The 23,407-nt window shown below is 73.6% G+C and carries 19 protein-coding genes and 2 tRNA genes; 8 read left to right on the plus strand and 13 right to left on the minus strand.

Features of this window, described 5'->3' with window-relative positions:
• Window positions 1-80: 80 nt before the first annotated feature.
• A tRNA-Lys gene (locus tag ACFWEE_RS29940) sits at window positions 81-154 on the minus strand.
• Between the two features lie 61 nt (window positions 155-215).
• Window positions 216-974, minus strand: a complete 759-nt coding sequence (locus tag ACFWEE_RS29945) for an IclR family transcriptional regulator C-terminal domain-containing protein (RefSeq protein WP_386893869.1) — start codon at window positions 972-974, stop codon at window positions 216-218.
• A 475-nt stretch (window positions 975-1,449) separates the two neighbouring features.
• Between ACFWEE_RS29945 and ACFWEE_RS29950 the strand changes: the two genes are divergently transcribed.
• Both ACFWEE_RS29950 and ACFWEE_RS29955 read left to right on the plus strand, forming a co-directional pair.
• On the plus strand, window positions 1,450-2,214 hold the full coding sequence (locus tag ACFWEE_RS29950; protein ID WP_386893871.1) for a decarboxylase: 765 nt from the start codon (window positions 1,450-1,452) through the stop codon (window positions 2,212-2,214).
• Between the two features lie 153 nt (window positions 2,215-2,367).
• Window positions 2,368-3,522, plus strand: coding sequence for an LLM class flavin-dependent oxidoreductase (locus ACFWEE_RS29955; protein ID WP_386893873.1), 1,155 nt, complete (start codon window positions 2,368-2,370; stop codon window positions 3,520-3,522).
• Between the two features lie 28 nt (window positions 3,523-3,550).
• Here the strand turns inward: ACFWEE_RS29955 and ACFWEE_RS29960 are convergent, their stop codons facing one another.
• The gene (locus ACFWEE_RS29960; protein ID WP_386893875.1) at window positions 3,551-5,404 is read right to left on the minus strand and encodes a putative bifunctional diguanylate cyclase/phosphodiesterase; all 1,854 of its coding nucleotides are present in this window, start codon (window positions 5,402-5,404) and stop codon (window positions 3,551-3,553) included.
• A 545-nt stretch (window positions 5,405-5,949) separates the two neighbouring features.
• On the opposite strand from ACFWEE_RS29960, the gene ACFWEE_RS29965 reads away from it, so the two are divergent.
• The gene (locus tag ACFWEE_RS29965; protein ID WP_386893877.1) at window positions 5,950-7,191 is read left to right on the plus strand and encodes a M6 family metalloprotease domain-containing protein; all 1,242 of its coding nucleotides are present in this window, start codon (window positions 5,950-5,952) and stop codon (window positions 7,189-7,191) included.
• A 126-nt stretch (window positions 7,192-7,317) separates the two neighbouring features.
• Here ACFWEE_RS29965 and ACFWEE_RS29970 read toward each other — a convergent pair.
• From ACFWEE_RS29970 to ACFWEE_RS30000, 7 genes are all read right to left on the minus strand, one after another.
• Window positions 7,318-7,391, minus strand: a tRNA-Lys gene (locus ACFWEE_RS29970).
• Window positions 7,382-8,062, minus strand: coding sequence for a hypothetical protein (locus ACFWEE_RS29975; protein WP_386893879.1), 681 nt, complete (start codon window positions 8,060-8,062; stop codon window positions 7,382-7,384). Before ACFWEE_RS29975 ends, ACFWEE_RS29970 begins: the two co-directional genes overlap by 10 nt.
• Before the next feature lie 317 nt (window positions 8,063-8,379).
• Entirely contained in the window at window positions 8,380-8,721 is a 342-nt protein-coding gene (locus ACFWEE_RS29980) for a hypothetical protein (protein WP_386893881.1), read from the minus strand.
• Between the two features lie 289 nt (window positions 8,722-9,010).
• Window positions 9,011-10,363: an AAA domain-containing protein gene (locus ACFWEE_RS29985; protein WP_386893913.1), complete on the minus strand. Its 1,353-nt coding sequence runs from the start codon at window positions 10,361-10,363 to the stop codon at window positions 9,011-9,013.
• Window positions 10,364-10,374: 11 nt separating this feature from the next.
• Window positions 10,375-12,006, minus strand: a complete 1,632-nt coding sequence (locus ACFWEE_RS29990) for a hypothetical protein (RefSeq protein WP_386893883.1) — start codon at window positions 12,004-12,006, stop codon at window positions 10,375-10,377.
• On the minus strand, window positions 11,997-13,223 hold the full coding sequence (locus tag ACFWEE_RS29995; protein WP_386893885.1) for a hypothetical protein: 1,227 nt from the start codon (window positions 13,221-13,223) through the stop codon (window positions 11,997-11,999). The genes ACFWEE_RS29990 and ACFWEE_RS29995 overlap by 10 nt, the downstream gene beginning before the upstream one ends.
• A complete protein-coding gene (locus ACFWEE_RS30000) occupies window positions 13,108-14,070 on the minus strand; it encodes a phosphatase PAP2 family protein (RefSeq protein ID WP_386893887.1) in 963 nt (320 codons plus the stop codon). The genes ACFWEE_RS29995 and ACFWEE_RS30000 overlap by 116 nt, the downstream gene beginning before the upstream one ends.
• Before the next feature lie 401 nt (window positions 14,071-14,471).
• Between ACFWEE_RS30000 and ACFWEE_RS30005 the strand changes: the two genes are divergently transcribed.
• On the plus strand, window positions 14,472-15,068 hold the full coding sequence (locus ACFWEE_RS30005) for a histidine phosphatase family protein (RefSeq protein ID WP_386893889.1): 597 nt from the start codon (window positions 14,472-14,474) through the stop codon (window positions 15,066-15,068).
• A 40-nt stretch (window positions 15,069-15,108) separates the two neighbouring features.
• Here ACFWEE_RS30005 and ACFWEE_RS30010 read toward each other — a convergent pair whose 3' ends face one another.
• A complete protein-coding gene (locus ACFWEE_RS30010) occupies window positions 15,109-16,482 on the minus strand; it encodes a tetratricopeptide repeat protein (RefSeq protein ID WP_386893915.1) in 1,374 nt (457 codons plus the stop codon).
• A 245-nt stretch (window positions 16,483-16,727) separates the two neighbouring features.
• On the opposite strand from ACFWEE_RS30010, the gene ACFWEE_RS30015 reads away from it, so the two are divergent.
• The 3 genes from ACFWEE_RS30015 (at window position 16,728) to ACFWEE_RS30025 (ending at window position 18,956) form a co-directional block, all read left to right on the plus strand.
• The gene (locus ACFWEE_RS30015) at window positions 16,728-17,195 is read left to right on the plus strand and encodes a hypothetical protein (RefSeq protein WP_386893891.1); all 468 of its coding nucleotides are present in this window, start codon (window positions 16,728-16,730) and stop codon (window positions 17,193-17,195) included.
• A 112-nt stretch (window positions 17,196-17,307) separates the two neighbouring features.
• Window positions 17,308-18,219 carry a spermidine synthase gene (locus ACFWEE_RS30020; RefSeq protein ID WP_386893893.1) on the plus strand — a complete coding sequence of 304 codons (912 nt, stop codon included), beginning with the start codon at window positions 17,308-17,310 and terminating at the stop codon, window positions 18,217-18,219.
• 95 nt (window positions 18,220-18,314) lie between these two features.
• The gene (locus ACFWEE_RS30025; protein WP_386893895.1) at window positions 18,315-18,956 is read left to right on the plus strand and encodes a maleylpyruvate isomerase N-terminal domain-containing protein; all 642 of its coding nucleotides are present in this window, start codon (window positions 18,315-18,317) and stop codon (window positions 18,954-18,956) included.
• A 139-nt stretch (window positions 18,957-19,095) separates the two neighbouring features.
• Here the strand turns inward: ACFWEE_RS30025 and ACFWEE_RS30030 are convergent, their stop codons facing one another.
• Window positions 19,096-20,844, minus strand: a complete 1,749-nt coding sequence (locus ACFWEE_RS30030) for a 2-isopropylmalate synthase (RefSeq protein WP_386893917.1) — start codon at window positions 20,842-20,844, stop codon at window positions 19,096-19,098.
• A gap of 186 nt (window positions 20,845-21,030) precedes the next feature.
• Between ACFWEE_RS30030 and ACFWEE_RS30035 the strand changes: the two genes are divergently transcribed.
• Window positions 21,031-21,723 carry a FadR/GntR family transcriptional regulator gene (locus tag ACFWEE_RS30035; protein WP_386893897.1) on the plus strand — a complete coding sequence of 231 codons (693 nt, stop codon included), beginning with the start codon at window positions 21,031-21,033 and terminating at the stop codon, window positions 21,721-21,723.
• An 8-nt stretch (window positions 21,724-21,731) separates the two neighbouring features.
• Here the strand turns inward: ACFWEE_RS30035 and ACFWEE_RS30040 are convergent, their stop codons facing one another.
• Complete coding sequence (locus ACFWEE_RS30040) at window positions 21,732-23,387, minus strand: bifunctional aspartate transaminase/aspartate 4-decarboxylase (RefSeq protein WP_386893899.1); 1,656 nt, start codon at window positions 23,385-23,387, stop codon at window positions 21,732-21,734.
• Window positions 23,388-23,407 lie beyond the last annotated feature (20 nt).

The raw sequence follows: 23,407 nt of genomic DNA on the forward strand, positions 1-23,407 counted from the left end.
CGACCCCCCGCAACCCCATTACACCTCCCGACCGCTGTGGGGCGGTCTCCGGTACCGGAGACCGCCCCACTGTCGTGTCGTGCGCCGCCAGGGACTCGAACCCCGGACCCGCTGATTAAGAGTCAGCTGCTCTAACCAACTGAGCTAGCGGCGCCTGCTGACTCGAAAATAATACCTGGTCCGGAGGGGTGCTGATGACACCCCCCTCCGGGAGGTCAGAGCGCCAGTGACAGCAGGACCGGCGCGGCCTGCTGGTTCAGGAGCTCGGCGGCCTCGCGCAGCCGGTAGGTGTCGCCGACCGGGAGCGACAGCGCCAGGCAGCCCGCCGAGCCGCCCGCGGTCAGCGGGACCGCCGCGCAGACCGTGCCCACCGCGTACTCCTGGAGATCCAGCATCGGGACCGTCGCGGGGTGGTGGTCGAGGGTGGCCAGCAGCACCTTCTCGTCCGTGATGGTGCGGGAGGTGAGCCGCGCCGTGCGGTGGCGCGCGATGTGGTCGCGCCGGGCGTCCTGGTCCAGCTGGGCCAGCAGGCACTTGCCGACCGCGCTGGCGTGCGCCGCCGAGCGGAAGTCCACCCACTCGCTGACCGCCGGGGTGAGCGGGCCGTCCAGCACCTGGACCACCGTGACCTCGCCGTCGACGTACCGGCTCATGTAGACCGCCGCACCGACCGTGTCGCGCAGCTGCGCCAGGATCTTCTGGAGCCGTTCCTCCAGGGCGAGGCGCCGGGTGGGGCCCGAGCCGAGAAGGAGCAGCGAGGCGCCGAGGACGTACGCGCCGTCCGCGATCTGCTCGACGTACCCCTCGCGGCGCAGCGTCAGCAGCAGGGAGGTGAGGCGGGCGGGCATCAGTCCGGTCTCGCGCAGGAGCTGTGTTTCGGTCACGCCGTCGCCGTGGTGGGAGACCGTCTCGAGCACGCGGAAAGCGTGCTGCACCGCGTGGAACGGCGCCGTTGGTTCCGGTCGCAAAGTCACGGTGCCCCCTGCCCAAGGTCCGACCGCAAAAGCCGTGCGTCCACGATAGTGGCCAAGAAGTGCCCATGGCAGGGCTGTTGACCACTTCTTGTCCCTTCTGGGTCGTCCCTGGTCTGGGGTGCACCCATGTGGCATATGCCAGAGACATGAACACTTCTGGCAAGTGCCAGGTCACGGCCGGTGCGCGGGCGTTCGCATGCCGGAGGAATTCCTGTGGAAAACCAAAGATTTTTTCGGCCACGGGATTCGACCACCTGTCCTTCGTCGAACATCAGCGCCGACTTCGGGGCGGTGCGGCCGGACAGCCTCCGGCTCTCCCTGTGGGTGCGACGGCGGATGTCGGGAACACTGGAGAGAGACGAAGACGAACAGAGTGAAGAGACAGGGACGACCGCGAGCCGGTCGCACCGTCCGCGAGCGGCCCGCCCCGCCCCTGTCCCGGACCACCGGGTCCGGGCGAACAGGAAGGGTGGACATGACGACCGTCGGACTTCTCTACCCGGGCGAATGCGCCGAGGACGACTTCCCGCGGATCGAGATCACGCTGGACAGCGACATCAGACTGCCCCTGTTCCGCACCGGGATCGGCGACGACGTCCGCCGGGTGGAGGCCCTGCGCGAACTGGGCTCGGCCGAGCGGCTCGACGCGGGTGTGGAGGAGCTCCGGCTGGCCGGTGCCGACTCGCTGGTGTGGGCCTGCACGGGCGGCAGCTTCGTCCTCGGCCGGGACGGCGCCCAGGCGCAGATCTCGGCGCTGGCGCGTTCCGCGGGACTCCCCGCGTCCAGCACGTCCTTCGCCTTCGTGCACGCCGTGCGGGAGCTCGGGGTGCGACGGGTCGCGGTCGCCGCGACCTACCCGGACGACGTCGCCGCGCTGTTCAGCGACTTCCTGACGGCCTCGGGAGTCGAGGTGGTCGCCACCCGGGGCAGCGGGATCATCACCGGCGCCGAGGTGGCCCGCTGGGACCTGGACCTCGTCCGCGAGCTCGCCATCGCGGGCGACCACCCGGACGCGGAGGCGGTCCTGCTCCCCGACACCGCCCTGCACACCGCGGCGCACGTCCCCGAGCTGGAGCGGCTTCTCGGCAAGCCGGTCCTCGCGGCCAACCCGGTCACCGTCTGGGAGGGGCTGCGGCTCACCGACCGCCACATCTGGGCCCCCGGACTCGGCGCCCTCTTCGCCACCCGGGAGCCCCCGCTCGGCACCGTCGAACCGCGCGGACTCGAAGTCCGGGAGTGAGGGCCAGGGAGTTCCGGGAGTCACGTACGGGGTGCCGTACGCGGCGTGCCCGCAACGCATCCGGGGGGCTCCGCCCGGAATAAGCGGAGCCTCCCTCCTGTTGCACGGGTTCGATACGCATACGTATGACCAGTGGCACCGGGAGAGCGACACGTGGACGAGAACCGAGGCGACGAGATCCGCAACGACGGCGACGGCGCCGCAGACGGAACCGCCGACGGCCGGGCCGACACCGTCAGGGGCACGGCGGGCGGCACCGCCCCGGTGCCGCTGTCCGTGCTCGACCTGGTGACCGTGGGCAAGGGCCGCACCGCGAGCGAGGCGCTCCGCACCAGCGTCGACATCGCGAAGCTGGCCGAACGGCGCGGTTTCCACCGCTTCTGGGTCGCCGAGCACCACTCCATGCCGGGCGTCGCCTCGTCCTCCCCGGCCGTCATCCTGGCCCATCTCGCCGCCCACACCGACCGCATCCGGCTCGGTTCGGGCGGCGTGATGCTGCCCAACCACGCCCCGCTCGTCATCGCCGAGCAGTTCGGCACCCTGGAGGCGATGGCCCCCGGCCGGATCGACCTCGGCCTCGGCCGCGCCCCCGGCACGGACGGCGCCACCGCCGCCGCGCTGCGCCGGACCGACCGACTCAACGAGGGCGCCGACGACTTCCCGCAGCAGCTCGCCGAGCTGACCCGCTTCCTGGACGACGACTTCCCGGACGGCCACCCCTACTCCCGTATCCACGCCGTCCCCGGGCCCGTGCAGGCCACTTCCGACGGCGGGGTGCAGTCCCCGGCCAGGCCCCCGATCTGGCTCCTCGGTTCCTCCGGCTTCTCCGCCCGGCTGGCCGGCATGCTCGGACTGCCCTTCGCCTTCGCGCACCACTTCTCGGCCCGGAACACCATCCCGGCCCTGGACCTGTACCGGGAGTCCTTCCGGCCGTCCGCCGTGCTCGACGCCCCGTACGCGCTGATCGGCGCCGCCGCGCTCGCCGCCGAGACCGAGGCCGAGGCGCGCCGCCAGGTGCTCACGGGGGCGCTCAGCATGCTGCGGCTGCGCACCGGCCGGCCGGGCCTGGTGCCCACCCCGGAGGAGGCCGAGGCGCACACCTTCGGCCCGCTGGAGAGCGACTTCGTGGACGAATGGCTCGGCAACATCGTGTACGGCACGTCCGAGCAGGTCCGCGCGGGCCTGGACGACCTGGCCAAGCGGACCGGCGCCGACGAACTGATGATCACCGCCAACGCGCACGGCGGCGAGGCCCGGCTGCGCAGCTACGAGCTCATCGCCGACGCGTACGGCCTGCCCACGCTCTGATCGCGCCCGCGCGTCCGGGGCCCCGTGGTCAAGGGGCCCCGGACACGGCCACCCCGCCCGCGGCGATCAGCTCGGCGATCCGCTCCGGCGCGACCGCCCGTGAGTACAACCAGCCCTGCCCGGTGTCGCAGCCGATCCGGCGCAGCCGCTCGGCCTGCTCCGCCGTCTCCACGCACTCCGCCGTCACCGTCAGCCCCAGCCGGTGCGCCAGCTCCACCAGCGCCTCCACGATGGTCTCGTCGGCCGGGCTCGGATGCCTGCCTCCGTCGTCGTACCGGAAACCGCGCACGAAGGAGCCGTCCAGCTTGAGCACGGAGACGGGGAGCCGACTGAGGTAGGCGAGGTTGGAGTAGCCGGTGCCGAAGTCGTCGATGGCGATCCGTACGCCCATGTCGCTCAGCGCCTGGAGCGCCCGCAGCGGGCGGCCCGCCGAGCCCATGACGGCGGACTCCGTCAGCTCCAGTTGCAGCAGCCCGGGATCGAGGCCGGTCTCGGCGAGGACGTCCCGGACCTCCGCGACCAGGTCGGTGTCCCAGACCTGCCGTACGGCGACGTTGACGCTGACGAACAGCGCCGGCCCGTCCGGATGGTCCAGCTGCCAGCGGCGGGCCTGCCGGCAGGCCGTACGCAGCACCCAGCGGCCGAGCCGCACGATCGAGCCGTCCTCCTCGGCGATGGCGACGAAGCGGTTCGGTCCGAGCACCCCGAACTGCGGATGGTTCCACCGCACCAGCGCCTCGACGCCCCGCATCACACCGTCGGCCATGCCGACCAGCGGCTGGTACTCCAGGGCGAACTCGCCGCGGTCCACGGCCGGCCTGAGGGTCGAGGAGAGCGCCTGCCGGGTCATCCGGTGGGCGTTGCGTTCGGAGTCGAAGAGGGTCCAGCGGGCCTTGCCGTCCGCCTTCGCCCAGTAGAGCGTGGTGTCGGCGGCCTGCATCAGCCCGGTGGGGGAGGTGCCCGCCGAGGCGCGTTCCACCACCCCGATCGAGGCGGAGACCGAGAGCAGCTGCCCCGCCAGGTCGAACGGCTGCTGCACGGCCGTGAGCAGCGCGTCCGCCAGGTCCAGCAGCTGCTGGGTGCCCTGCGACTCCTCGACCAGCACGGCGAACTCGTCGCCCCCGAGCCGCGCCACGAAGTGGCTGCCGCCCGGGTGGTACGGGTCGCGCCCGGCGACGTCGCCGAGCCGTCCGGCCACGGCGGCGAGCAGCCGGTCGCCGGTCCGGTGCCCCAGGGTGTCGTTGACGGCCTTGAAGCCGTCCAGGTCCAGGTAGCAGAGGCCGATCCGGCCGGGGCGCGGCAGCAGCGAACTGTCCTGGAACGGCGACAGCTCCAGCGCGGCCGACAGCCGTTCGAAGAAGAGGGTCCGGTTGGGCAGCCGGGTCACCGCGTCGTGCATCTGGAGGTGGCGCAGCCGCTGCTGGAGCTCGTGCCGGTCGGTGATGTCGGCGACCGTCAGCAGTGCCCGGCCCGGGTCGCCCGCCACGGGATCGGCCATCGGGACGACGGTGATCTCGGCCCAGAGCGGCCGGCCGTCCCGGTGCTTGAGCCGACGGGTGCAGCGGAACCGGGAACGCCGTCCCCGCAGCACCTCGCGGTAGGCACGCCAGGCATGGTCGTCGGGGGTGAGACCGACGAGGGCGGCGACGGGCCGTCCGGTGAGTCCGGCGGCGGGGGTCCCGGTCATCCGGGCGAGTGCCTCGTTGGCGTGGACGACCGTCCCGGCGTCGTCCACCACGGCCATGGCGAACGTGGCGCTGCGGAAGGCGGACCGGTAGGCGGCCGACGCGGTCTCCGGGCGGTGACGTTCCGTGTCCGTCTCCGGGGGTGCGCCGGGGGATGTGCCTGCCGGGGGCCTGTGCCCTTCGGAGGTTCCGCTCACCGCTCGCTCCCGCTGTGCAGATCGTCGTGAACAAGTGTGGCCGGACGGGCCACCGGGTGGGCGCACCGGGCCGGGGGTGCGAACCACGCGGGAAAACGTGAGGAAGCATAGAGGGTGGGGTGTCGGCGCTTCCAGCCCGGCCCGCTCGCCGCTGCCCGCCGGTCCGGTCCCGGCTGACGCGTACGCGCCCGGTGGCCGTCCTCCGCAAGGTTCGGGCATCGCTCCGCACGGTTTGCCGCTTTGCCCGCCACTGTTCCCTTCTGTGCGCCTGTGTTCCCCGACGACGCCTCACTGTCGGATTCCGAGGAGTGAATGACCGTATGTGACGGTACGTGATCGGAGTCCGCCGGAGAAGGGGTTTCGGGCGGACGTCCGCGGGCGGGGCGGGGGCGGCTGCGGCGGCGGGGCGGGGTGGGGCGGGCTCCCGCGGGCTCCCGCGGTGGGGCCGGGCGTGCCCTGACCCGTGTGGGGCAGCCCAGCGGGCGGGGTGCGGTGATCGGGCACAGGGTGGAGCGAGATGTTCCGCATCCCAGCCGGAGGTAGATGTGCCGCGTCAGCACGGACCCGGGGGGGTGGAGAAGCCGAGTCCGCGCGGAGTGGCGGCGGCGCTGACCGCACTCATGGCCCTGGCCGCCATGTCGCTCGTCGCCGGTCCTGCGGCTGCCGCCTACGCGGGCGTCAAGCCGTGCGCGCTGCCCCGGACCGCGGCCCACCACTCGCTGGGTCTGGACAGCTGGAACGGCGCCTACCCCCGCCCCGCCCGGCACCTCGACGCGGTCATGATCTTCCTGTCCTTCCCCGACGCCGACCCGGTCGTCACGCCGGACGTGCTCACCGCCGACTACTTCCCCTCCACGACCGCCTTCTTCCGGAAGGCCAGCTACGGCGCCTTCACCCTGGGCGCACACCCGCAGAAGCGCTGGGTCCGGATGCCGCACCCGTCCACCTGGTACGGCATAGAGCGGGACTGGGACTCCGGGCGCCGGACGTCCTACCTGCGCGACGCGATCCGGGCCGCCGACGGGCAGGTCGACTTCTCCGCGTACGACATCGTCTACCTGGTCGCCGACCCCGACGCGCCCGGCGTCGACTCCGACGCCACCAAGGTCGTCAACTTCGACCGGCCGATCACCGCCGACGGCAAGGACATCAAGCGGGTCGTCACCGTCTTCGAGCAGCACCCGCCCGACCGCAACGTCCTGGCCCACGAGACCGGGCACGTCTTCGACCTCGCCGACCTCTACCACCGCCCCACGGACGGCAAGGGCGACTGGGACACGCACGTCGGCGACTGGGACGTCATGGGCAGCCAGTTCGGGCTGGCGCCGGACCTCTTCGGCTGGCACAAGTGGAAGCTCGGCTGGCTCGGCGACCGGCAGGTGGTCTGCGTCCAGGGCAGCGCGGACGTGACCCTGGAACCGGTCGCCGCCGCCCCCGTCCCCGGCGGCACCATGGGCACCCGGCTCGCCGTCGTCAGGACCGGCGAGGACAGCGCGCTCGCCGTCGAGGCCCGCGGCGCCACCGGGAACGACCGGTCGACCTGCACCGAGGGCGTGCTGGTCTACCGGGTGCGCAGCGCCACGGCCTCCGGCAGCGGCCCGGTGGAGGTGCTGGACACGCACCCGGACACGGAGGCCTGCTGGGACCGCTCGGTCTACCCGCCGCTCGCGGACGCCCCGCTCTCGGTCGGGGAGACGTACAGCGTGCCGGGGGAGCGGATCCGCGTGGAGGTCGCCGACAGGACGCCGTCGGGCTCCTGGACGGTACGGATCACCACCGGCACCTGAGACCCGGGCCGGGCGCCCTGGGCCTGGCCGGGGCGCCGGGACGCGGGGGCGCGGGGCCTTCCGCAGCGGAAACCCCGCCGAGACACGAAGAAGCCCCCCGCTTCCGCGAGGGGCTTCTTCCGTCGGTGCGCCGCCAGGGACTCGAACCCCGGACCCGCTGATTAAGAGTCAGCTGCTCTAACCAACTGAGCTAGCGGCGCCTGCTGACGTCGTAGACATTAGCATCCAGATCCGCCGGAGGAAAAATCGAGTAATCGGACACCGGCGGGACGGCGCTCCGGGCGGCCCTCACACAGGCCCAGCGCAGCACGTCGGGACCGGGCAGCCAAGGGGTGCGGGTGTCGGGGGCGACCACCCACTGCGGCCCCGGGGCGGTGGGGTCGCAGGTCAGCGGCGGTACGGTCACCGCGTCGCCGGTGCCGTGGCAGAGCACCGGGGGCAGCGCGCGCGGGCCGGACGCCGGGCCGGCGCCGCCGGTGCCCCACTCTTCCCAGGCCAGCAGCGAGGGGAGCCGCTGGGCGGTGCCGGGCGCCGCGAAGAGCAGGGTCCGGCCGCGGTGGGTGGCGACCGGACCGGAGCCGGGCCCCTCCGCCCAGAGTCGCTCCAGCATCCGCCGCCCGAACAGTGACGGGACGCTCACCACGTCGAACGCGGTGCCGCAGGGCAGGACCCCCGGCGAGGCGGGGCTCGCCTGCCAGCGGGCGAGCGTGGTGCGCGGGTTCGCCGTGGAGCTCGCGAGCCAGACGGCCCCGGCGGAGGTGACCTCGGCAGGCTGGTGCGGGGCCTGGCTCCGCAGCGGAGGGAGGGTGCCGACGCCGGAGCGCGGTTCGCGGGTCTGCAGGGACGTTTCGTCTTCCAGCCATGCGGTCATGGAGACAGGTCTACCGGGCGTGACGGGGCTGACGCCGAGAGTCGTCGAATCCAGGACAGGACACCACCTTGCCGGGTATCTTGCCCGCGGGCATATGCCAGAAGCTGCACCCGGAGTGACCGTGCCGGGGGCGGGAGCCGGGGGACTTCTCCGTACCGCATGTCACGCGTGACGCATGTGCCTCCCGTGCCAGGTGTGACCCGGGTGCGCGCGGCCCGGGCGGGGCTCGCGGACAGGACTCGCGGGCGGGGCCCACTGGCGGGGCTCACGCGCAGGACTCACGGGCGGGGCTCACCGGCGCGGCTCACGGGCAGGACTCACGGGCGGGGCGACTTCAGCAGCGAACGGCCGAACTCGATCATCTTCTCCGCGTAGTCCTCGGTCCACTCCGCGCGCTCCGCGACATCGGCGGGCGTCAGCCGGTCGAAGCGGCGGGGGTCGGCGAGCTGGGCGGCGGCGACGGCCTGGAACTCGATGCTCCGGTCGGTGGCGGCCCGGAACGCGTGCGTCAGCTCGGTCGCGCGGGTCAGCAGCTCCGCCGGATCGTCCATCGACTCCAGGTTGAAGAAGTGGTCGGGGTCAGCCGCCGCCTCCGCGGGTTCGAAGAGCAGGGGGGCGGGGCGCAGCCTCGGCTGCGCGTTCCGTTCGGCTTGTGCCATGTGCGTTTTCCTCCTTCGGGAAGGCCGGACGGCCACCCTCCATTGTCCAACCCCGCGCAAGTCCGGTGTCCCGGGCCGCGAGAGCCCGGCCCCGCCGGTCCGTCCCCCGTGGCCAACGTGTCCGGTGCACCGAACGATTCCGCGGTCATGGGCATGCCGGTGTGTCCGGAAGGAGCCGTGGCCCCGGGTTCGGTCCGCGTGGTGTGTGCCGCGGTGGCCCCGAACAAGTCTTTCCTGGCCGACCGGCCGGAAAACACCGCCCGGAAGCGTCCGGTCCGTGCGCTCTCCCTCAACCGCCCCAGGACACCCGGTACTTCGACCAGTGCTCCCAGGTGGACTGCATGGCCTCCCAGCCGTCCGGGAACTTCACCTCCACGCCGAGCTGCACCGGTTCCGCCGACGGATGCTCGTCCAGCAGGTCCGCGACTCCCGCCCGGCACACCACGACGCAGGCGTGCCGGTGGCGGGAGGCCAGCACGCAGAGCCGGCCCGTCTCCAGGTGGAAGGCGGTGGCGTCGGGCCGCCCGGAGAGCGGATGCAGCACCACCGTGACGTCGAACTCCCGCCCCTGGAGCCGGTTCGCGGTGTCCACGGCGACGCCCGTGACCCCCAGCCCGGCGAGGGCCGCGCGCACCGCCGCCGCCTGGTCGCGGTGGGCGGTGCCGACGGCGATCCGGTCCGCCGTCACCGGCACCGGGTCCGTCGCGCGCTCACTGGTCGCGGTGGTGCCCCGGTCCAGCAGCCTGCGGACCACCAGCGCCACCGCGCGCACCGCCTCCGGGTCGGTGCGCGGGGTGTGGCGGGCGGGCAGCTCCAGCAGGCCCCAGCCCGACTCCGCCGCCACGTCCAGCACCCGGTCGGGCCCCGAGCCGTCCGACGCCTCGGCGAACGCCAGCGTCCGGTCGCCGTGGTCGGTGCCGCTGCGGAACGGGGTGTACGGGTAGAAGGCGTCCGACACCAGGGGCGCCGCCGAGGCGGGCAGCCGCCAGGAGACCGGCAACCGGTGCTGCGGCAGACCCGGGTTGTGCGCCAGCAGGGTGAAGACCGCGCTCGCCGACGGGTCGTGGCTCAGCCCCGCCCACTGGTCGGCGCCCACGATCGAGAACGGGTCCAACTGCCCCGGGTCGCCCACGAAGAGCGCCCGCCGGAAGAGACCGGCCACGGCGAGCAGCGCGTCCGAGCGCATCTGGTACGCCTCGTCGACGATCGCGTGCTCCCACGGCTCGACGTTCTTCACGTGCGCCCACTTCGCGGCCGTCGAGAGGACCACGTCGAGCCCGGCCAGGTCGGCCGCCTTCGCGGACGTGCGGACGTTGTCCAGGCCGTCCAGCACCTTGTCGTACGGGTCAAAGTCGCTGCTGTGCAGCCGCCCCACCGGCAGGCCGGGCTCCTTCTCCGCGAGCCGCACCACCAGGTCGTCGACCTGCGCGTTGGTCTGCGCGATCACCATCAAGGGGCGACCGGCGGCGGCGAGTTCCAGTGCGGCGCGGACCACCAGGGTGGACTTGCCCGCGCCCGGCGGGGAGTTCACCACGACACCCCGGGCATCGCCGTGCAGGGTGTCGTGGAGGATCGCGCCGGTCGCCCGCGCCGCCGCCGCGCCCGGGTCGAACCGCGCGGTCCCGGCGGACTCCTCGGCCATCCGTACGTCGGTCACAGCACGTCCTCCGGGGTCACGGCGTCGGGCAGTTCGGCGGACGTGCCCGGCGGACCGCCGTGGGTCCACGGGGTCTCCTCGGCGTCCGGCAGTGCCGGGCCGCCACGCTGGTCGTGCTCGAAGAGCGTCCACACCGTGTGCTCACCCGGCTCGGGCAGCGAGCCGGGGGACGGCTCCTTGGCGCGCCCCATCCGGTCCAGGACCCGCAGCACCAGCAGCACCTCCGAGCCGTCCTCGGGGAGCCCGGTGCCGTCGGGGCCCGTGCCGGGGCCGGCGTACCGGACGAACTCCGCCGACTGCGGCTTGCCGTCCAGCGAGCGGTACACCTTCGTCCGCTCGCCCAGCTGCGGGCGCTCGGCCGTGCGGACCGTGACCAGCGGGCGCGGGGACGGGCGCTTCGACTCGGTGTACGCCATCTCGACCGCCGTCACCTCGCCGACGAACGCCTCGCCGTTCAGCCGCCGGCCGGCCAGCACCAGCGGATCGTCCAGCGCCTCCTGGGCGTCGAGCCGCGCCTGCGCGGTCTCCCGGGAGGACAGCTTCCGGGCCGCCGTCACCGCGTCGTCCCGGCGCGGCTGCGGCGGCTCGCCCGCCCGCACCTTGTCGCGGTGGCCGGTGAACGACCAGCGGTCACCGGTCCAGCGCTCCTCGGCCCTCGCCCCCTCCGGCAGCTCCCGCAGCCGGTCGAGCCCCCGCCACACCGCGTCCCAGGTCGGCAGCAGCACCCCGGCCAGCAGCGAACGGATCTCCCGCTCGGCGGCGTGCAGTTCGCCGAGCCGCACGTCCGCCTCCACCCCGTCCTCGACCGCCGCGAGCGCGGTGCGGGCACGGTCGTACCGCTCGATCGCGGGCGCCAGCAGCCGGTTGTCGAACGCCGGGTCCGTGGCCGGACCCGCGGGCGGGCAGACCAACTGGCCGTCCCGGTCACGCTCCAGCTCCGCCCGGAGCGCCGCTTCCGCGCCCGGTCCGCCGTCCGGCGGGTCGATCCACGCGAGCAGCGCCCCCAGGTGCTGGTCCTCCACACTGCTCTGCCCCGTCGCCCAGTGGCGGTTCAGCAGATCCGTGGTGGCCAGCAGCAGCGAGGATCCCGGCACCCGGGCCCGCTCCGCGTAGTGCGTCAGCCAGCGCCCGAGCAGCGGCACCCGGGGCGGAGCCGGATACGGGGTGTCGGGGTCGTCCTCGCTGGTGCGCCGGAACCGCATCGACCGCCCCAGCAGCCGCACCAGGTCGATCCCGGCCCGGCTCGGCACGATCAACTGCGCCGCGTCCACGCACAGATCGACCTCGACCTTGACCTTCTTGCCGGTCTCCGGGTCGGTCTCGCTCCGCTCGGAGGGCTCCACCACGTCCGCGTACGCCTCGATGTGCGGCAGCACCAGCTCGGCCAGCTCCGCCAGGAACGCGAACCGCAGATCGCGGTCGCGCGGCTGCGCCACCGCCAGCAGCCTCGGCGCCTCCCGGTCCGTCCCCACCAGCGCGCCCAGCGGGGCGCCCGCCTCGCCGGACGTGGTCAGCGGCACCAGCACCAGCGGCCGGTCCGTCAGATGCCGGTGGCGTACGGTCGCCAGCGGCTGGGCCCGCCCGCTGTCCACCGCCTCCAGCCGCGCCAGCGTGCTGATCAGTGACATGCCGCCGTGCCCTCCCGGTCCGCCGGGGTGCGGGCGGGCAGCGACGCCGCGCCCTCCAGCGCCTCGGCCCGCAGCGCCGCCGCCCGGCGCAGCGCGGCGACGGCCGGGTCCGCCGGGTCGCCCTCCTTGCCCGCCGCCGCGTCCAGCACCGCGCGGACCGTGGTCAGCCCGCCGAGCTCACCGCTCACCCCGCGCCCCAGCGTCCGTACGTCGCCCCGGGTCCGGGCCTTCGCCCGGCAGTGGAACGCGAGCTCGCAGGCGGCCAGGCACTCGGGGGCGTACGCCGCCGGGACCGCCTCCACGGCGGCGGTCAGCTCCTCGGCCGAGCACCCGGGATCGAAGCTCGCTCCCTCGGGGAGCAGGGCCGCGATCTCCTCGATGCGGGTGAGCCTGGTCAGCTGGCGCCGCGTCACCGCGCGCTGCTTGCGTACGTCGACGACGGAGCCGGTGGGCAGGTTGGAGAAGTCCTTGGGGCAGACGAGGAGGACGTCGTGCGCCACCTCGGCCCCCTCGGTGCGGGCGGCGACCGCCTCCAGGGCCAGGACGTAGACCGCCGACTGCCGGGCGGCGGCACCCACCTTCGCCGCGTCGGCGGAGCCGTCGATCATCGGGAACGACTTGATCTCGATGACCGTCCACCGGCCGTCGGGATGCACCACCACGGCGTCCGGTTCCAGATAGGCGGGCGAGCCCGCCACCTCCAGCGCCAGCATCGGGTGGTCCAGCAGGCTCCAGCCACCGGCCGCGGTCGCCTCGCGCAGGGCCAGCGCGGTCCGGGCCGTCCGGCCCTCGGGTCCGGCCGCCGTCAGGTCGGGGACCCGGGCGCCCTCGGGCGGCTCGCCGCCGCCGAGGCTCTCGTGCAGCAGGCGCAGCAGCTCGGTGCCGCCGTCAGCCTTGACCCGCGCCTCGAAGGCGTTGCCCCGCATGAACGCGAACTGGGACTGGCCGAAACCCGAGGGGGAGCCGAGCGCGGTGGCCAGCCCGGTCTTGTCGACCCCGGCGCCGTCGAGGAGAGCCCGCCGCTTGCAGCCCGGGTTGGCGGCGAGGGCGGCCAGCGCGCGGGCGTCCAGCGGATGCGGGACGACCGTCGGTCCGCGCAGCTCAGCGAGCCGCTGCCGGAGCGCTGTCGCCGGCGCCGGTCCGGCCGGGTGTGCCGGAGGCGCGGGGCGCGTCGCTGGAATGTGCGGAGGGGGTCCGCCGGCCGGGGATTCGCTCACCCGCCGAAGTCTCGCATCCGCCACTGACAATCGGGGACGGCGTCGCCGGAACTCCCGCTCCCGACGGGTACCTCCGGGAGACGAGCGCCCGCAGGCGGGCCGAGACGGGGGCGGCGGCGCGCATCACCGGGCGGGTCAGCAGCGCGCCCGCGCCCATCACCGCGGCGCCCGCCAGGGCGTCCAGGAAGTAGTGGTTGGCGGTGCCCATGACCACGAAGACGATGGTGAGCGGGTAGAGGACGCCGAGTACCCGCAGCAGCGGATGCCGTCCGTAGCGCCACAGCAGGACCCCGCACCACAGGGCCCACCCCACGTGCAGGCTCGGCATCGCCGCGTACTGGTTGGTCATGCCGCCGAGTCCGCGCGGGGCGCTCGCCTCGGTGCCCCACCACCCGTAGGAGCTGTACTGCGCCATGGTGTCGACGAACCCGTGCGCGGCGTCGAGGAGGCGGGGCGGACAGGTCGGCATCAGCGTGAAGCCGATCAGGCCGATCAGGGTGGAGGTCAGCAGCCAGGTGCGGGCCGCGCGGTAGGCGACGGCGCGGCGCCGGTACATCCACAGCAGCAGCGCCGGAGTGACGAGGTAGTGCAGGGAGGCGTACGCGAAGTCGGCGGGTATCCCCACCGAGGAGTGCGCCGTCAGCAGCCGGTTGAGCGGGTGCTCGATGTTCAGGTGAAGCGTTTTTTCCAGCCGGAGGATGTCGAGCCCGTGGTCGACGGCGGCGGCTATGTCCCCGCGCGCGAGCAGCCGGCCGGCCGAGTAGAGCCCGTACACCACCGCTATGAGCGGCAGCTCCGTCCACCAGCGGGGGCGGCCGGAGGCGCGTGCGGGTGTGGCGTGCGGCATCCGGTGGCTCTCCCCTGTTCAAGCGTCCGACGGCGGGCGTTCAACCGTACGGCGGTCGTCCGTCGTGATTTCCCCCGGGGGGTCCCTTTCGCGCCCTCGTGAGCCCGGCCCGCCCCGGCCGGGTCCCGCACAGAGGGGGACGTGCGGACGGGCCGGGAGGTTGCCCGGTCCACCCCACGACTGTGGGGGACGCGTGCCCGGCAGGGCGGCCCTCAATCCCGTACGCGATGATGCGGGATGATGGAGAGGGACGGACGCACCGCCCGCGGGCACGTTGACGACACACCCCGGGGCCGGAGCGCGCCCCTCCCCGGACGTGTCCGTCGGACACGTCCCGGCGCCCGGACACCGTGGTCCCGGAGCCCACCCGCCGTCCCCCAGTTCTCAGGGAGAGCCCGCTCATGGCACCGCGCATCCTGCTCGCCCGGCACGGCCAGACCCAGTGGTCGGTCCAGGGCAATCACACCGGCAGGACCGACATCCCGCTGCTCGACTCCGGGCGGGAGGGCGCCAAGCTGCTGGGCGAGCGGCTGCACCGGGCCCCCTGGTCCGGGCTGCCGGACACGGACATCCGCACCAGCCCGCTGGTCCGGGCCGCCGAGACCTGCGAACTGGCCGGATTCGGCGACCGGGCGGAGACCTGGGACGCCCTGATGGAGTGGGACTACGGCGACTACGAGGGCCTCACCCCGGCGCAGATCAAGGCGGACCGGCCCGACTGGCTGATCTGGCGCGACGGGGTACCCGGCGGGGAGTCCACCGCCGACATGACGGCGCGCGCCGACGGGATCGTCGAGCGGGTGCGCTCCGGCGAACGCGACGTCCTCGTCTTCGCCCACGGCCACGTGCTGCGGTCGATCGCCGCGCGCTGGCTGGGCGAGGACCTGATGTTCGGCGCCCGCGTCCGGCTGGAGCCGACCTCGCTGTCCGTGCTGGGCTGGGCCTACGGAATGCCCGCCGTCGAGCGGTGGAACGACACCGGCCACCTGGAACGCTGAGCGGCACCGCCGTGCCGCCGGGGGCCGGTGGCACGGCGGTTCAGCCCCGCTGCGCGGCGCGGTACCGCTCCAGCAGCCCCGCCACCGCCGCCGCGCCGGGGTCGGCGGCCAGTACCCGCACCGTGCCCGTCAGCATCCCGCTGATCCGGGTGGACCGGACCCGGTCCAGCAGGTCCAGCACCTGGTGCGCCGAGCGGACCGCCTCTTCCGCCGCCCCGGCCCGTGCCAGGTCGCCCGCCAGCTGCGCGCGGTAGAGCGCGAGGTTCCGGGTGAAGTGCGGGTCCTGGAGCGCGGTGGCCCGGCGGCCGTGGCGGGTCGCGCGGGGCCAGTCGCCCAGCGCCGACCAGCACTGCGCCTCCAGCAGGTGCATCTCCGCCTCGCGGAAGAAGCTCATCCACTCCGGGTCCCGCTCGGCGGGCCCCCGGTCGAAGGCGGCCCTGGCCCGCGCGATCGCCCGGTCGCACCCCGTACGGTCCCCGAGCCCGGCCCGGCCGCCCGCCTCGCGCAGGGCGAGCAGGGCCAGCAGCCGGTGCGAGCCGACCGAACGGGCCGCACGCTGCCCGGCCTCCGCCGCCCGGACCGCCTCCCTGGGCCGTCCGGCGTCCCGGGCCAGGAACGACGTGTTGCAGAAGGCGTGCGCCTCCAGCGCGTCGTCCCCCGCCACCCGGGCCGTGGCCAGCGCCTCCGCGTAGTACGAGCGCGCGTCGTCGAACCGCCCCGAGTCGTGGGCCAGCCAGCCCACCGAGAGGGCCAGTTCGCCCGCCCCGGAGTGCAGTCGGTCGGCGGTGGCGCGGCGGGTGGGCGTACCGGAGTCGAGCAGGGCGTACGCGGCCCGCAGGGGCTGGGCGGCACGCCGGTAGAGCCCGTCGCCGCCGTGCTGGTCGTCGAGGATGCGGATCTCGCGCACCGCCTCCTCCACGGAACGCACCTCGGCCTCACCGGCCCGCCGCTGGGCGGGCAGCACGATCGGGGTCCCGGCGGCCCGGTGGGCGCCGATCCCGATCGACGCGGTCGCCACACTGGTGGTGCCGCTCGTCATGAACACGCGACGCAGCACGTCGCTCTCCTCGATGTCGCTGGGTACGGAGAGGGCCGGACCAAGATCCCCGGACAGGGATCTCCAGGCCGCCGGGCCACGGGTGCGCGCCGAACGTCCGCGCACGCTCTCCCGGTCCGAGAAGCCCAGGTCCCCCAGGGTGGTGCCGGGGAACATGTGCAGGAAGACCCGTTCGTACGCGTAGTTCGGGCACCGGATCTCGCCGGACTCCACGCGACCGATGTAGCGGGCGTCGCAGGCGACCTGCTCGCCGATCTCGCGGGCGGCCCTGCGGACGGCCGCCGCGAACTCTCCCGCCGAGCGCTGTCCGCGCAACCGGCGGAAGACGAGGTTGGGAACGGCCCGTGACGACGACACCATGGCGTGGCCCTCTCTGGTGCAGCCGGGCGCATGCCTCAGGTGTCCCGGCGGAGCAAGAACGTACCTGGTGTGACGGGTCGTTCACGCAGGGTTTCCCGACAAAGGGGGGCAACTCGGCCGCGATCCGCCATGAACTGCCACCCTTTGCGGCGGCTTGGCACCGTAGCCCTTGACGCCGTCGGCGCGTTGGTCCATGCGGAGACGGGGCGTGGCTCCGTTCGGCGACGACAGGAGGGGTTCCCATGCTTCACCTCGGCACGGAGACCGGCCCATGGACCACTGCGGCCACCTCGAAGGACGCGGGGGCACGGCCGGCCGTTCCGCCGCACACGACATCGGACCCGATCGAGGGGTGCGCCGCGCACCTGTGCGACCTCGTCACCGTCCCGGCCCGCCAGGGCCTGGAGGCCGTCGACATCCTGCGCCGGGGCACCGGCCCGGTCGTGGTGGGACCCGTGCTCCACGACGGGGCCGGCGACACCGTCGGCTTCCTGGTCCCGCCCGGCACCGCCGAGGGCTGGGACGTCCCGGGCAGCGCCTGTACCAGCACCGAGGGCCGCGGGCTCCGCCTCCCCGACGAGCCGCCCGTCGCCGGAACCGGCTGGCTGCTGCCGCCCGCCGACGACACCTCCGTCACCGACCCCGCCGCGCTGCGGGCCGCGCTCGACCAGGCGGCCCGCATGATCGAAGCGGCCGACAACTGCCGCTGAGCCCATAATGTCCAGGTGGGCGGGGTTGTCCCCGGTGCTCTCCTCGCCCCAGCCGGACCGCGCGACCAGGACGCGGGAACCGGCCGGACGGGGGCGGTGAGGGCGGACGGACGTGGCACGTCGAGGAGGGGCGGCGGGGAACGCCAAGCCCGGCAAGCGGGCCGAACGGGCCGAACGGCAGGGGCGCGGGGGGCGCGAGTCCCGCACCGCGACGGTCGACGGCGGCCGGGCCGAACTCGTCCCCGACCAGGAGCGCCGGAACGCCTGGACCCTGCTGCTCGACGGCGCCCCGCAGTCCCACGTCGACCTCGACGACCCGGCGTACCTCTCCTTCGAGTACCAGCGCAGGATCGGTCACGCCATCGACCTCGCCGCGCCCCCCGGGGCCCCGCTGCACGTCCTGCACCTGGGCGGCGGGGCCTTCACCCTCGCCCGCTACACCGCCGCCACCCGGCCCCGCTCCACCCAGCAGATCGTCGAGATCGACGCGGCGCTCGTCGCGTTCGTACGCCAGGAACTGCCGTTCGACCCGCAGGCCCGGGTCCGCGTCCGCGCCCTGGACGCCCGTGCGGGGCTCGGCAAAATACCCGACGGCTGGGCCGATCTCGTCGTCGCCGACGTGTTCGGCGGAGCCCGTACCCCCGCCCACCTGACCACCACCGAGTTCCTCGCCGAGGTGAGGCGGGCGCTCAAGCCCGGCGGCAGTTACGTCGCCAACCTCGCGGACGGCCCGCCGCTGGCCCACCTGCGCGGCCAGATCGCCACCGCCGCCGCGCACTTCCCCGAACTCGCCCTCGCCGCCGACCCCACGGTCTGGCGGGGCCGCCGCTTCGGCAACGCCGTCCTCGTCGCCTCCGACCGGCCCCTCGCCGTCGCCGAACTCACCCGCCGCGTCGCCACCGACCCGCACCCCGGCCGCGTCGAACACGGTCGCGCGCTGGCCGACTTCACCGGAGGGGCCGCGGTCGTCACCGACGCGGACGCGAAGGCGTCCCCGGCGCCGCCGCCGAACACGTTCGACTGACGGCGGCATCACGCATTCGTCCGCATTCTGAGATGTCCGTCCATCATGTGGATGTGGTCTGTCGGTGTGATCGGCGGTCGGGCAGGATGCCCGCCATGACGACGGAGATCCGGAAGACGTATCTGCTGGCCGCCGAACAGGCCGTACAGCTGCTGGAGTCGGACGAGGTGGCGGACTCCTGGAAGAAGGAGTCCGTGCTGCCCCGGATGACGGTGGGCGGGCTGGCGGGCCATCTCGCGAACAGTGTCCTCCAGGTAGAGCGGTTCCTCGCCGGAACGGTGGTCGGCGCCGAACCGGTGTCGGCGGTGCGCTACTACGCCAGGCTCGTCGGTACGGCCGACGCCGACTCGGCGCTCAACGTCGGCGTACGGGCCAGGAGCGAGGAGACCGCCACCGCCGGTCCGGGGGCCGTCGCCGAGCAGGCACGGGACGCGCTGCGGCGACTGACCCCGCGCCTGGGCGAGGAGCCGGCCGACCGGCGGGTGGAGGTGCTCCACCGCCCGGGCGAGGAGATGCTGCTCGACGACTACCTCCGGACCCGCTGCGTCGAACTGGCCGTGCACCTCGAAGACCTGGCCCTGAGCGCGGGTGTCCCGTGCCGGGAGCCCGGAGCGGCGCTCGCCGTCGCGGTCGACGTCCTGGTCGCCGCCGCCCGCGACCGCCACGGCGACCGGGCGGTGCTGCACGCACTGGCCCGCCGCGAGCGCGACAGCGGCGAGGCGCTGCGCGTCCTGTAGGACGGCCCGGGTCCTTCGGGCCGGTACGCCGCGGCAAGCCGGTCCCGGACGGAAGGCTCCGGGCCTCCCGTCCGGGACCGCGCCCGGCCCGCACCCCGGTGCCGGACCCCCGGCCCGCACCCCGGTGCCGGACCCCGGCTCACCCCGCCCGGTTCACCGCCGAGAGGACCGCCCGCACCGAGGCGGTCAGCACCGAGGTGTCGCGGCCCGCGCCCCAGACCACCCGGCCGCCGACCCGGCACTCCGCGTAGGCCATCGCCGGGCTGTCCTGCCCGCCGGTCGTCGCGTGCTGGGTGAAGTCCAGGATCTCCACCGCGTGGCCGGCGCCGGCCAGCGCCCGGACGAACGCGGACAGCGGGCCGTTGCCGGTGCCCTCGTAGTCGCCCGAGGGCCCGCTGTCGGCGCCCAGGGTGCACACGAACCGGTGTTCCCCGTCGGCGGTGACGTCGGCGGTCCACGCCTCCAGCGCCACCGGCCCGTCCTGGCCCGGCGTCAGGTACGTCGCCGTGAACAGCTCCCAGAGGTCCTTGGGCGTCGCCTCCAGGCCGCTGTCGTCGGTCGAGCGCTGCACCGTACGGGAGAAGTCGGGCCGCATCCGGGCGGGCAGGTCCACGCCGTGGGAGCTCCGCAGCAGATGGGCGATCCCACCCTTGCCGGACTGGCTGTTGACCCGGATGACGGCCTCGTAACCGCGCCCCACGTCCGCCGGGTCGATCGGCAGGTACGGCACGTCCCAGGTCGGCGATGCGGTGCGCTCGTGGTGCGCGAACCCCTTGCTGATGGCGTCCTGGTGGGTACCGGAGAAGGCGGTGTACACGAGGTCGCCCGCGTACGGGTGGCGCGGCGGCACCGCCAGCCGGTTGCAGTGCTCGACCGTGCGGCGGATCTCGTCGATGTCCGAGAAGTCCACCATCGGGTCGACCCCCTGGGCGTGCAGGTTCAGCGCCAGGTTCACCAGATCGACGTTGCCGGTGCGCTCGCCGTTGCCGAAGAGGCAGCCCTCCACCCGCTGGGCGCCCGCCAGTACGGCGAGTTCGGCGCAGGCCACGCCGGTGCCCCGGTCGTGGTGCGGGTGGACGGAGAGGATCACCGACTCCCGGCGGTCCAGGGCCCGGTGCATGTACTCGATCTGGTCGGCGTAGACGTTGGGCGTCGCGATCTCCACCGTGGCGGGCAGGTTGTGGATCACCGGCCGGTCCGGGGACGCGTCCCAGAGAGTGGTCAGCCCGTTGCAGATCTCCAGGACGAAGTCCGGCTCGGTGAGCACGAAGACCTCGGGGGAGAACTCGAACCTGATGTCCGTCGCCGGGTGCTGTCCGGCCAGTCGGTCCATCAGCTCCGCCGCTTCCCGGACGGTCGCCCACAGCTGCGCGCGGTCCCGGCCGAGGACGACGTCGCGCCAGACGGGGGCGGTCGGGATGTAGAGGTGGACCACCGCCCGGTCCATCCCGGCCACCGACTCGAAGGTCCGCGCGATCAGGTCCGGCCTGGCCGGGGTGAAGACGACGGGGGTCACGTCGCCGGGGATCGCGTCGCCCTCCACCAGGTGGCGGACGAAGTCGAAGTCCGTCCGGCTGGCGGACGGGTAGCCGATCTCGATCTCCTTGAACCCCATGGTGACCAGCAGGTCGAACATCCGGCGTTTGCGCGGGGTGTCCATCGGCTCGGCCAGCGCCTGGTTGCCGTCGCGCAGGTCGACGGGCACCCACAGCGGCGCCTTCTCGAACCGCGCGTCCGGCCAAGCGCGCTCCGCCGAGGGGATGTTCACCCGGTCGAAGGCGGAACGGTAACGCTGCGAGGGCATGTCGCTGGCGCGCTGCGGGTTCCACGCGGGGGATCCGGCGGGCACCGGGCCGCGCGGCGTACGGAGGGTGGGGAAGCTGTGCATCGTAGGCATGAGGACGGGTGTTCCTTCTCGTGTCGCCGGATGCGACCGGCACAGCGCGGCACCCCGCGGCGGGGTGCCGGTCGCTTCAGGCCCCGCCGCGGCAGCCGAGAAGAAGGAGACCGCTGAGCGTCATGGCGGTACAGTAGGCACATCCCAAGTCTTCAGACAACCCGACAGGTGAAGCGCGTGTCCTCCCTCGGTCCCCTCCGTCCCAGCCCCCTCGTCGACCAGGCGACCGCCCACCTGCGGGAGCAGATCACCCAGGGCGCCTGGCCGGTCGGCACGAAGATTCCCGGCGAGACCACCCTCGCCAAGTCCCTCGGCGTCGGCCGCTCCACCGTCCGCGAGGCCGTCCGCACCCTCGCCGCGACCGGCATGCTCCAGTCCCGCCAGGGGGCCGGCATTTTCGTCGTCGCCGACCGCCCGCAGGAGGACTGGCCCGCGCGGCTGCGCCGGGCGGCGGTCACCGACATCTACGAAGTCCGCATGCTGATCGAGGTGCAGGCCGCCCGGCTCGCCGCCGAACGCCGCACCGAGGACGACATCACCGCCCTGGACGCGGCCATGGCCGCCCGGCGGGCCGCGAGCGGCTGGGGCGACGCGGAGTTCGTCGACGCCGACATCGCACTCCACCGCGCGGTGGTCGCCGCCGCCCACAACCCCGTACTCACCGACCTCTTCGGCGAGTTCGCCCCCGCGCTGCGCCAGGGGCTCATCGACCTGGTCGACCTGCTCGACCTGCGCGCCGAGCACCCCGGCCACGGCGAGGACACCCACGCCGCGCTCGTCCGCGCCGTCATCGAGGGGGACGGTGCGGCGGCCGAGCGGCTGACCAGGGCGGACCTGGAGGCGACCCTCGCGCTCCTGCGGGGCGCGTGAGCGAGGGCTCAGCCTCCCGTGCTCTCCTGCCACTCCCGCGCGTACGCGTCGAAGATCACGCGCAGATGGTGGCCGATCCGGAGGTAGTCCAGATCGTCCAGGTTGGCGAGCGAGACGCGTACCGACCACTCGGGGCCGTCGAAGCCGCCCCCGTTGAGCAGCACCACGCCGGTCTGCTCGGCGAGGCGGAACAGCGGGTCCACCGGCTCGTAGTTCTGCTCCAGGAAGTCGGCGAACGCCTTGCCGCGCACCCGCTCGGCCTCCGCGAGCAGGTCCAGCTCGATGTAGTAGGCCGCGCGCTTCGGATCCTCCGAGACCTTCATGTGCACGCCCTCCAGGAGGAGTTCGAGCCGCTGCTGGACGATGGCCCGGATGCGCCGCTTGTACGCCTGGCCCTCGTCCAGCATGTCGAAGAGCGAGAAGAGCACCATCATCACCTGCTGGGGCAGCGAGAGCCCGGCCGTGTGGTTCAGCGCCACCTGCCGCGAGTCCGCCACCAGCCGGTCGATGAACCGGATCTTCCCCGGTTCGAGCGAGAGCGTCCCGTACCGCCGGTCGAGCCGCGCCTTCCACTCCGGGGAGTGCGCGGCGAGCATCTCGTCGATCACGTTGTCGTCGTGCAGTCCGATCACGCCGAGCCGCCAGCCCGTCGCACCGTAGTGCTTGGAGTACGAGTACACCAGAAGGGTGTTGCGCGGGAGGTCGGCGGCGAGCGAGCGGAACCCCTCCACGAACGTCCCGTAGACGTCGTCGGTCACCACGATCAGACCCGGGTTCGTGTCCGCCACGATCGACACGATCTGGTCGGCGACCCGCTGGGAGAGGGCCAGCGAGGGCGGGTTGCTCGGGTTGACGCAGCAGACCAGCTTGACGGAGGGGTCGGCCAGCTTGGCGACCTCCTCGGTCGGATACCGCCACTGCCGGACACCCGTCTCCGTGAAGAGGCTCGCCTCCACCCGCACCACGTCGAACTCGTAGGTGTCGAGCTCCGGAATCTCCAGGTAGGGCGTGAACACCGGAACCATCAGGGCGATCCGGTCGCCCTTCGCCAGAATGCCGTTCTTCATCAGCGAGTCGAAGATGTAGCACATCGCCGCCGTGCCGCCCTCGGTGGCGAAGAGGCTCAGGTTCTGGTTCTCGGGCGGCCGGTGGTCGAACATCTCGTCCGCCACGTACGCCCGCACGATCCTCTCGGTGTGGTGCAGGATGCGGTCCGGCACCGGGTAGTTGTCCCCGATCGACGAGTCCGTCATCTCGTGGACGAACGCGTCCGGGTCGAAGCCGAAGCGCTTCACCGCCAGGTCGAACGACGCCTGCAGCAGCTCCATCCCCGGCAGGTCCGGATGGGCCCGGGCGAAGGACGCGAAGCGCTCCGCACACCCCTTCTCCTCGGGCATCCCGCCGAGATCGTCCGCCGTCCAGACGCGCTTGCTCTCCGACAGGGCGAAGTAGCCGAGCGCGTGGTACGCCTCCCGGGGCCCGGTCGCCACCCAGTTCGGGTTGCCCCGGCCCGCGTTGAGCATCGCGCGCGTCGTCCGGCCCTTCTGGCCCGGCTCGTCGCTCTGGGCCGTCTGGGCGATGCTGATGAACTTGTCCTTCAGCTCGAACGGGCTGAGCTGGGCGAACGACCGGATCTCTTCCCGGCTGAAGCTGGTCCTGGGCATGGCGGCGTCCCTTTGCGGGT

Origin of the sequence: Streptomyces sp. NPDC060184, from assembly GCF_042728795.1 — a bacterium.
GTDB lineage: Bacteria > Actinomycetota > Actinomycetes > Streptomycetales > Streptomycetaceae > Streptomyces.